The 8570-nt window shown below is 34.0% G+C and carries 10 protein-coding genes and 1 pseudogene; 3 read left to right on the top strand and 8 right to left on the bottom strand.

The window, feature by feature from the left end; genetic code table 11:
• Window positions 1–448: 448 nt before the first annotated feature.
• The gene (locus OK414_RS08835; RefSeq protein WP_263046016.1) at window positions 449–1192 is read right to left on the bottom strand and encodes a polysaccharide deacetylase family protein; all 744 of its coding nucleotides are present in this window, start codon (window positions 1190–1192) and stop codon (window positions 449–451) included.
• A 367-nt stretch (window positions 1193–1559) separates the two neighbouring features.
• Between OK414_RS08835 and OK414_RS08830 the strand changes: the two genes are divergently transcribed.
• Complete coding sequence (locus tag OK414_RS08830; RefSeq protein ID WP_263046015.1) at window positions 1560–2198, top strand: hypothetical protein; 639 nt, start codon at window positions 1560–1562, stop codon at window positions 2196–2198.
• 136 nt (window positions 2199–2334) lie between these two features.
• On the opposite strand, the gene OK414_RS08825 is transcribed toward OK414_RS08830, so the two are convergent.
• From OK414_RS08825 to OK414_RS08815, 3 genes are all read right to left on the bottom strand, one after another.
• Complete coding sequence (locus OK414_RS08825) at window positions 2335–2490, bottom strand: hypothetical protein (RefSeq protein WP_168797088.1); 156 nt, start codon at window positions 2488–2490, stop codon at window positions 2335–2337.
• A gap of 67 nt (window positions 2491–2557) precedes the next feature.
• Entirely contained in the window at window positions 2558–2788 is a 231-nt protein-coding gene (locus OK414_RS08820) for a hypothetical protein (protein ID WP_263046014.1), read from the bottom strand.
• Window positions 2788–3111 carry a YbjQ family protein gene (locus OK414_RS08815; RefSeq protein ID WP_241097060.1) on the bottom strand — a complete coding sequence of 108 codons (324 nt, stop codon included), beginning with the start codon at window positions 3109–3111 and terminating at the stop codon, window positions 2788–2790. The genes OK414_RS08820 and OK414_RS08815 overlap by 1 nt, the downstream gene beginning before the upstream one ends.
• A 526-nt stretch (window positions 3112–3637) precedes the next feature.
• Here OK414_RS08815 and OK414_RS08810 point away from each other — a divergent pair.
• Window positions 3638–3766, top strand: coding sequence for a hypothetical protein (locus OK414_RS08810; protein WP_263046013.1), 129 nt, complete (start codon window positions 3638–3640; stop codon window positions 3764–3766).
• A 7-nt stretch (window positions 3767–3773) separates the two neighbouring features.
• Here OK414_RS08810 and OK414_RS08805 read toward each other — a convergent pair whose 3' ends face one another.
• From OK414_RS08805 to OK414_RS08790, 4 genes and pseudogenes are all read right to left on the bottom strand, one after another.
• On the bottom strand, window positions 3774–3920 hold the full coding sequence (locus OK414_RS08805) for a sporulation histidine kinase inhibitor Sda (RefSeq protein ID WP_129542320.1): 147 nt from the start codon (window positions 3918–3920) through the stop codon (window positions 3774–3776).
• A 525-nt stretch (window positions 3921–4445) separates the two neighbouring features.
• Window positions 4446–5681 carry a Bcr/CflA family multidrug efflux MFS transporter gene (locus OK414_RS08800; RefSeq protein WP_216874860.1) on the bottom strand — a complete coding sequence of 412 codons (1236 nt, stop codon included), beginning with the start codon at window positions 5679–5681 and terminating at the stop codon, window positions 4446–4448.
• 380 nt (window positions 5682–6061) lie between these two features.
• Window positions 6062–6600 (bottom strand): annotated as a pseudogene (locus tag OK414_RS08795) (IS6 family transposase); the annotation flags it as partial.
• Window positions 6601–6701: 101 nt separating this feature from the next.
• A complete protein-coding gene (locus OK414_RS08790) occupies window positions 6702–6971 on the bottom strand; it encodes a hypothetical protein (RefSeq protein WP_216874858.1) in 270 nt (89 codons plus the stop codon).
• A 381-nt stretch (window positions 6972–7352) separates the two neighbouring features.
• Between OK414_RS08790 and OK414_RS08785 the strand changes: the two genes are divergently transcribed.
• The gene (locus OK414_RS08785) at window positions 7353–7865 is read left to right on the top strand and encodes a DUF3231 family protein (protein ID WP_216874856.1); all 513 of its coding nucleotides are present in this window, start codon (window positions 7353–7355) and stop codon (window positions 7863–7865) included.
• Window positions 7866–8570 lie beyond the last annotated feature (705 nt).

Below are 8570 nucleotides of genomic sequence, written 5' to 3'. Positions count from 1 at the left end.
TATGAAACACTTTGAACAAGCAAAGAAAATATAGATTAAATATGATAACGGATATATAGACTTTCTAGAGAAACCATTCCTGTCACTTTTAATATTTATAAAGGAAGATTATATTAAACTCTAAGGTGGTAAAGTATGTTGCTGTTTGTATTATCTATTAGTTTTGTTCTCTTCATTTAGGATAAAATCTTAATCCTTTAATGCGACTATATTTATAGTGTGTTTACTTTTTCATCTTTTTTTCACTATTAAATGATAACTTAAGTGTTAATCATGCTATAAAGCATTTTCTATAGATATTCCCCTTTCCATTTTCAAGCTTGCCTTAAAAGGTGAGCTTTTTTCTCATAATCCTCATTTTATTTACAAATGTCTCTTTACATAATCCACAAAAGGAAGATGTTCACAATAGACTAGGCTCATAGCAAATTGAGGGAATGCATAAATATTAGTGCGTACTTTCAAACGTTTTTAATAGCTCTGAAATTGTGACACATTCATACCCTTTTTCTTTTAAGGCGGGCAAAATACGTTTGAGAGCTGAAATAGTCTGGCTTTTTCCATTCACATGGTCGTGTAAAAGAATGATGTCTCCATTTTCTATATCATCTAATACATTTTGAACAATATATTCCACCCCAGGTCGATCCCAATCACGCGTATCATGCTTTTGAGACCACAACACAACTTTCAAGTTAGAATCTTCCACCACGTCCACGAGCTTTTTGTTGTAAAACCCTTGAACAGGTCGAAATAATGAAGGCTGATACCCACTTATATTAGAAATAGCTTTCTGAGTTAATTCAATTTCCTTGATCAATTGTTTGTGGGAAACATTGCGAGTCCAAATCAAATGATGAAATGTATGGTTTCCAACTTCATGACCTTCTCGTATTTCCCTTTCAACAATAGATGCATAACGTTCTACACGAGACCCTACAACGAAGAAAGTCGCTTTTGCATCGTATTCTTTCAAAAGATCTAAAATTTGTACCGTTTCATCTGATGTTGGTCCATCATCAAATGTAAGAGCTATTTTCTTCTTTTGGATAGGAATAGAATGAATGACATGCTCTTGAGGTAGAGAGATAGAAAATAAAGGACTCATCAATGAACAGGCATTAACTGTTTTTTCACTCATCACAAACAAGGTAAATAAAGATACTCCAACCAATAAAACCATCCGACTCATAAGCATCACCTTCTTTAAAACATTATTCGTTAAGATAACCTATTGAGTTGTTTTTATGTATAAGCCCTCTACCATGAGCTATGAAGGGTTCAGCAGCAGAATACCAAATATATGAATGTGTAGGGAAACACTACCTAAGGAAATTAACTTTGGTTTTACATATTATAAGAGGGATAATGTGAAGAAGAAAGAAACAGCGGCTAAGTCTTTTGCATTAGGTCTACTGGAAAAAGATTCCTAGTTCAATTCCACAAGTATTAGTGTATAATGAGACTACCTTGTAGAAAATTCTTTTTTATCACACAGATGCTCCTGGCAGAGCGTCTTTTTATTTATCCCAATAAAGATTGTAAAAGGAAATACATAGATGAGTGTAAATGATAAATGGTATTTAGCCAAATATGAACCCGCATCTCGCGTAGGTTCATATAACTGGGACTACAAATTTGATAATAGCATTGAAGGAGCAAATTTAGTAAACCGATATCTAATTAAAGAAGATAAGCTCTCCCTATTTTTAAATAGTGAAAATTCTTATTTTTATGTTGTAAAGCCTATTGAGGGTCATAATAAAATACAAAAACTGTTCTGTGAAAGAAATCTTCAAAAGAATGGATTTCAAGACCTACATTACTCTTGTATAAGGGACGAAAAGAGCTATACACCTTATTATGTATCAGCAGACATTCAAACCATTAAGTATTGTTATAAAAGTTTAACTAAGGATGATAGTCCATTCACTTTAGATTTATTTGATGGGGATAACGACACAGTCATCTTATTTTCTAAGGAAGAGATTCGTGAAAATTTAATAGTCGATTATTTAAAAAATGAGGAATTACAACCTTGGAGAAATAGAGAAACAAATGTACTACTCAATTTTTTAAATAAAAAAGGGGTAGGATTAGTATATAAACATGATTATTTCTTTCATGAAGAAGCTACTGCTCGACCAGAATTAGAAGAGACAGTATTTATATGTTACGTTCCCTGGATATTAACTTAATTAATAAAAGAAAAAGCTGAAAGCTCAAAAATTGAGTTCTTTCAGCTTTTTTTCTTTCCTAAAACGGTATTATGTAAATAGACAATATATATGACCCACAGGACTTTCTAGTGTGAAAAACTTGTTTTAAGTTAATTTAACTTGGATCATTTTCGTCTAATGAGAGAGTCGTTACGTTAGTATATTCTCCTTTAGAAATCTCCTCTGGAGTTGCATCTTTTTGCAATTCATCTTCAGTATTCATTCCTTCTGCAATTGTTGGCTTATCAGTTGAATTTTTTTGTTTTTTCATTTAGTACACTCCTTTCGGGTATATTTTTCTCAATGATAAACAGCATTATGCAAAGTAGAAACAGAGTTCATTGTTCTTCCTTATAAAACCGTTCTCCTGTATGATGATTATAGTATACACGCAATTTTTTGTTTGTCGTTGGATCAACCATAACTTCATCCGTGCGGATAAACCCATTCGGTATACCCTGCCCATGTCGGTTTCGAAAGCGTTTATCCCAAATAAGCCATGATAGTAGAACTAAAATCAAGATACCAATACTCATCACTACATAATAAATAATGATTATATTCACCACTATTGCATCTCTTCTACAATAACTGCGGTTCCATATGCCACAATTTCACTCATATTGTTTCCAATTTCACCAGAATCAAAGCGCATCATAATGATTGCATTGGCACCCATCACTTGGGCGTTTTTCACCATACGGTCTAACGCATGCTTCCTTGCGTCTTCAAGCATTTCTGTATATTGACTAATTTCACCACCAATGAGTCCCTTTAACCCAGCAAGAATATCATTCCCAATCCCTCTCGCTCGTACAGTTAATCCAAATACAGGCCCCTTTACTTCTACCGTTTTATAGTTTGGTACATTTTCAGTTGTAACAATAATCATCAACCATTTCCCCTTTTATTTATGATATTTATAAGATATTGAAATCAAAAAATTGCATAGCAACCCTGAATCAATATTTCTTTTTGTATTTTTTTCAATCTTTCTCTATTGTACAGATTTTTATATATTGTTTATTTACATATATTTATACTATGTCTAAGCTCCATTTCTTTGCACAAAACTTGCCTTCTTGCACAAAGTTTAACTTATTTATCCTGCTTCTAAACTACAAATATTCACCAACTGAAACATTTACTTACCTAACTTTTTTGTGTTAAAATAGATTCATGCAAAAGTCCAACGTTGCATAACACATAAGAATGTACATCTTAACCTTTTCTAGGAAAAGTCCTATTGTCAGTTTTCAGAACTGCTTTGGGGCTTTTCTTTTCTATAAAATCACTAGTCTCCATTTATCTTTTATGCTTTTTAAAAACCCCAGTGTTAAAACCAAACAAAGTTTGACAAAAATAAAACCTTAACCCTATTCTATACATAAAAATAAACTCAAGGAGTTATAACATAAATGGATAACATGCCACGTTTTATAGAGTTAGTTTTAAAATTTGAACAATCTTTAAATAGAAAGCTAACTAATCAAGAAAAGGAATTCTTAATGTGGGTCGTAAAAAAGGAAAAACAGATAGAAGCGTAATTCTGAATTACTTACTCCTATCTGTTTTAGTAATGAAGGGTAGATCTCTTCTTTTTAATTCTTCTTCAAGAATAAGAATGAAATCTTGATCTAACTTTAATTCAATTGCTTTAAAATACGATGCTAATAATGTTTCATCATTTAATTTCTCCATGCTTCTCCTCACTTTTTTTGAACAAAACCTTTAAATATATAACAAGTTGAATTGGATGTTAAGTATTTAAAAGATATTTACATCTCGCTTTTAGCTTATACAATTTGCGGAATCCTAACAAAAACGAGCCCTTATCTTCAAGGACTCACTCGCTTTTACAGAGTTATCATTCATAAACTTTATTTATTTTTGAATGTATATTAAATTTGCTCTATTAAAGCTAGAAAAAACATGGTTTCGCCCTGTTAATTATGATGATGAAAAAAGCAATTTGAAAAAAGAGCTCGATATTCTTTCTCTGGTAACAAAATAGGTTCCTGAAACGTGTTTTATGTTAACTATCTTTGTATATGATATACAGCTTAAAAACAGAAAAAAATACTGTTTGTTATAGAAACAATGCATCAAAACGAAAACAGCCCCAAGCGATGGCTCATCACTTGGGGCGTGTTGTTAATAACATTAATGTTTTTTTCTTCTTAGGTGTCAACTGTCTAATTGACTTAAATAACATACGTATCCACATTATAGCTTAGAACCTTGTTCAGCATCATTGGGCCTCTGCATCTTAACCGAACGCTTTCGAACTAAAACAAAATAGGAAAGAAACGCCAACAAGCTAGCACCAAAGATCGTGACGCCCATTGGAACACCCGTATACGATCCTGCTATTCCAACAAGAGGTGCTGATAGTGATCCGAGTACAAAAGGCAATAAGCCTAATAATGCGGAGGCGCTGCCCGCAATATGCCCTTGTGATTCAATGGCTAATGCAAAGGACGTCGTACCAATAATACTGATTGATGAGACAAAAAAGAAAATCGGGATCGCCACGGCAATTAATGGAGCTTTTAAAAGAAGAGCGATGAGTAGGATTGCTCCTGCCGCAATAGAAATTCCTAGTCCTATCTTTAAGAATGTTCGCTCCGAAATGTGATCGGCCAAGCGTCCAACCAACTGACTTCCAATAATCAAGCCTAAACCATTAACTCCAAAGAGTAGACTGAACTGTTGCGGAGAAACATGGTAAATATTTTGATAGACAAACGGAATACCAGATACATAAGCAAATATTCCAGCTGTCGTGAATCCTTGTGTGAATGCGTATCCCATGAATTCTCGCTCCTTAAATAAGGAACCAAAATTGCTCATGAGCTGTGGCAGATTACTAGGCACACGTTTTTCAGGTGGTAACGTTTCTGGTAGTTTTAGAGAAACCATGAAGATTAATATAGCTCCAATACAAGCTAAAACAATAAAAACTCCATTCCACTTGGTAAACGAAAGAATGGCTCCCCCAGCAATTGGTGCAACGATTGGGCCGAGGTTACCGACTAATACAATTAAAGTAAAAAATTTGGTCAGTTCCTTTCCACTGAAAAGGTCCCTGACAATAGCTCTTGAAACCACAAGCCCGCCTGCTGCCGAAAAACCCTGGACAAAACGAGCCACAATAAGGAAATAGATATTTGGTGAAAACGAGCAAGTTAAAGAAGCTAATAAGTATAAGCAAAGAAATAATAGTAAAGGTTTACGACGGCCTTTCACATCACTCAATGGGCCAATAAATAATTGTCCTGCTCCCAATCCTAATAAGCATGCTGTCAAACTAATTTGTACGAGTGATGCCGTAGTATGAAAATCTTTTACGATTGTGGGGAAGGAAGGTAAATACGTATCAATTGTAAAAGGGCCTAAGAGTCCAAGTGATCCCAAAAGCATCGCAAGTTGAATTCTTTTTTTTCCACTAAGTGTATTCAATTTTTCCTCGCCTTTCTATATAGTTTGTATTTCATTTCACTACAGAAATGTAGGCTACAAGCTCCCATCCTACATTAGGCACAAAGGGACCAAAATGTAGATTTAATTCGATACCCGAAATACATAGTTCTGATTATAACCTTTTATCATTTCGGGGTAAACAATTAAAAATTCAGCTTGCAGATGAAGGTTAAATATTTTGGTTCTGATGCAAAATTTCAGCCGACTTGAAACTACTCTCTAAAACTTGGACATACTGGTTCTGATGCAAAAAACATTCGCTAGAAAAATAAAGCGTTAGGTTCCCTTGAATTACTAGCTTATGAGGCTAAACCAAATAGTTGATGGATGAACACTTTTCTACCTTGGGCGGACTTCACCTATTGGTAAACTTGCTTCTTTTTCAGCATATGCATGATTTCTATGCCACTCAGTATGTAAGTGGCTGTACGAAATAATTTCAACCCTAACATCGAACGAACACGCTTCTTAATAAAACGGTGATCTTGTTCCACGGTGTTATTTAGATATTTTATCCGCCTTATTTGGATGCCTACGGACATCTTTTTCTCTTTCTTCAACTCTTCAATAGCCACAGGATAGGCCGGATTCTTATCGACTGTTATGACACGGGTCATTGAAACATGAAAAGAGCGCAAAGCTTTCTTGAAAAAGCGTTTTGCAGCCTTATAATCTCTTGTTTTGCTTAAATAAAAATCAATCGTATTTTCTTTTGGATCAACGGCACGATATAGGTACATCCATTGACCTTTTAACTTAATATACGTTTCATCCACTCTCCAAGAATCATTGATTAGCTTAAGGTGACGCCGTACTCGTTCATCTAGTTCAGGACCATATTGATGAACTCAACGCATAATCGTGGGTGAGAAATCGATAATCCGCGTTCTTCCATCACCATCTACTGATCCCTACTACATGGGTTCCTTTTTTTATTTGGTTCCGCGAATCTGAATTATGGTAACTAAAATTTTATGTAGTATATAGGTTAACAGCTATTTAATACTCATTTGTATATAGAACTTGACTATCTTTTATGACTGAGACCTGGACAGATTCTCTAGGTACTTCAGGAGTTGTTTTTTCTGAAAGAATATATCCTTTTTGATTTAATGATATGTTTTTTCTTACTTTTGTTCCGTCTTGAAATTCCATTTCTATATATTTTCCTTCTTGAATTAATTTATTATTTGTAATATATATACCGAGATATGGAACCCCTGATAAGGCACCTGTAACCTGTATTGGTAGAGTTTTATCTATGGGCACTTCCACCCCCTTGTATTCTTCAATTCCTTGTCTGTTTTTTGTAAGTATGTAAGTGCCCAATTTAGTGTCATTTTTATATAAGATAAGGGCATGAGGACAGCCTTAGATTTAACATTCTCTTCTTTAAGAATAGATAAGTTAGACTTTCTTTTATCCTCTATGAAATCATTAATTTCTCTTTTAGATAGTACCTTATAATTGTTACTGCTATATAAAAAATAACTACTAATCCCTATTATGATTAATAAACTAAGTAAAACTAATTTCAGATTACGAGATAAAGTCATATTTGTTTTCCCCCTTTACCATGCCATTAAGTTATAACCATATTTTAACATATAAAGATAAAATAAGTTCTTAGATATGTTAAGGAGGATAACAATGGGTATTTTAAGTGGAAATCCTACAGATGAACCGATGCATTACGGTGAAGTATTTGGAACATGGTCGTTTCTTTCTGCTTCAAAGGGATTAGTAGCTGGTTATCAAACGTTTCTAAATCATGTAGGAGACAAGGATCTACATAAGTTAGTACAAGAAACAATTGAACAATGCCAGCAAGAAATGAAAGGTGTGGAGACACTGCTAAAAGAGAATGGTGTGGCTTTACCTCCAACTCCGCCTGAACGCCCAGAAGCATGTTTAGATGATATTCCAGTAGGAGCACGTGTTCAAGATCCAGAAGTCGCTACTGCTATCTCAATGGATATTGCTGCTGGTCTAGTTGCTTGTAGCCAATTGATCGGCCAATCCATTCGTGAAGATATTGCAGCTATGTTTGCTCAAATTCACGCGCAAAAAGTAGCTCTTGGTGGAAAGTTTTTACGACTTAATAAAGAAAAAGGCTGGTTAGTTCCTCCACCACTTCATAAATCTAAACACACGGATTATTAACCATTAGATCTAACTGTCTATCAACAAAAAGATGTTTCTATTTGCTAAGAAACATCTTTTTTATTTTCTACAAATTCCAATATGGTAACTACATATGCATACGATATACAGCTTAAAAACAGAAAAACTCCTGTGACCTGTTCAGGAGTTTTTCTGTCATATACATGTATCACGTCGGGATGATATCTTACGATATCATGAGTAGTTTGCTCAAGTTATGAATAACTTATGTATTAAAAGACAAGCCCACCTGATTTGTCAAAGGTAGGTTTGTCTTTTAGAAAATCTACATGTGAGTAGTTTGCTCAAAATACTATTATTTTATGCATATAGAGCCTTAAAATCAGAAAAAACCACTAGCGTATTAGTGGCTTTTTCCGTCCTCGTAAGGAAATGGAAATAGGAGAATTACTTATGTGATGCCTCACGGCGTCTAGAATAGTTTGCTTAATATAGTCAATAACTATACATAATAAAAAAGAAAGCCTACTGAGATCCTCAGTAGACTTTCTTTTCGTTCAATTATAAAACCTCGAAGTTAATTTTATTGCTTATTATAATAATATGTACATACACTCTTCTTATAACCTGTACTCACATATAAAACCAGTAGAAAGGATGATTCTTTCACTGGCTTTATACGAGGTGTATTTATTTAATGCATTATAGCATCCTGAATAGGTTGCACAAATACATGTTGTATTA

Source organism: Priestia sp. JV24 (assembly GCF_025910025.1).
Taxonomy (GTDB): Bacteria; Bacillota; Bacilli; order Bacillales; family Bacillaceae_H; genus Priestia; species Priestia megaterium.
This window is presented reverse-complemented; position numbering and strand designations above follow the sequence as displayed.

Bases quoted from the DNA above. Each gene is read 5' to 3' on its own strand.
- OK414_RS08835 (WP_263046016.1), bottom strand. From the start codon at position 1,192: ATGAGTCGGATGGTTTTATTGGTTGGAGTATCTTTATTTACCTTGTTT.
- OK414_RS08830 (WP_263046015.1), top strand. From the start codon at position 1,560: ATGAGTGTAAATGATAAATGGTATTTAGCCAAATATGAACCCGCATCT.
- OK414_RS08825 (WP_168797088.1), bottom strand. From the start codon at position 2,490: ATGAAAAAACAAAAAAATTCAACTGATAAGCCAACAATTGCAGAAGGA.
- OK414_RS08815 (WP_241097060.1), bottom strand. From the start codon at position 3,111: ATGATTATTGTTACAACTGAAAATGTACCAAACTATAAAACGGTAGAA.
- OK414_RS08810 (WP_263046013.1), top strand. From the start codon at position 3,638: ATGGATAACATGCCACGTTTTATAGAGTTAGTTTTAAAATTTGAACAA.
- OK414_RS08805 (WP_129542320.1), bottom strand. From the start codon at position 3,920: ATGGAGAAATTAAATGATGAAACATTATTAGCATCGTATTTTAAAGCA.
- OK414_RS08785 (WP_216874856.1), top strand. From the start codon at position 7,353: ATGGGTATTTTAAGTGGAAATCCTACAGATGAACCGATGCATTACGGT.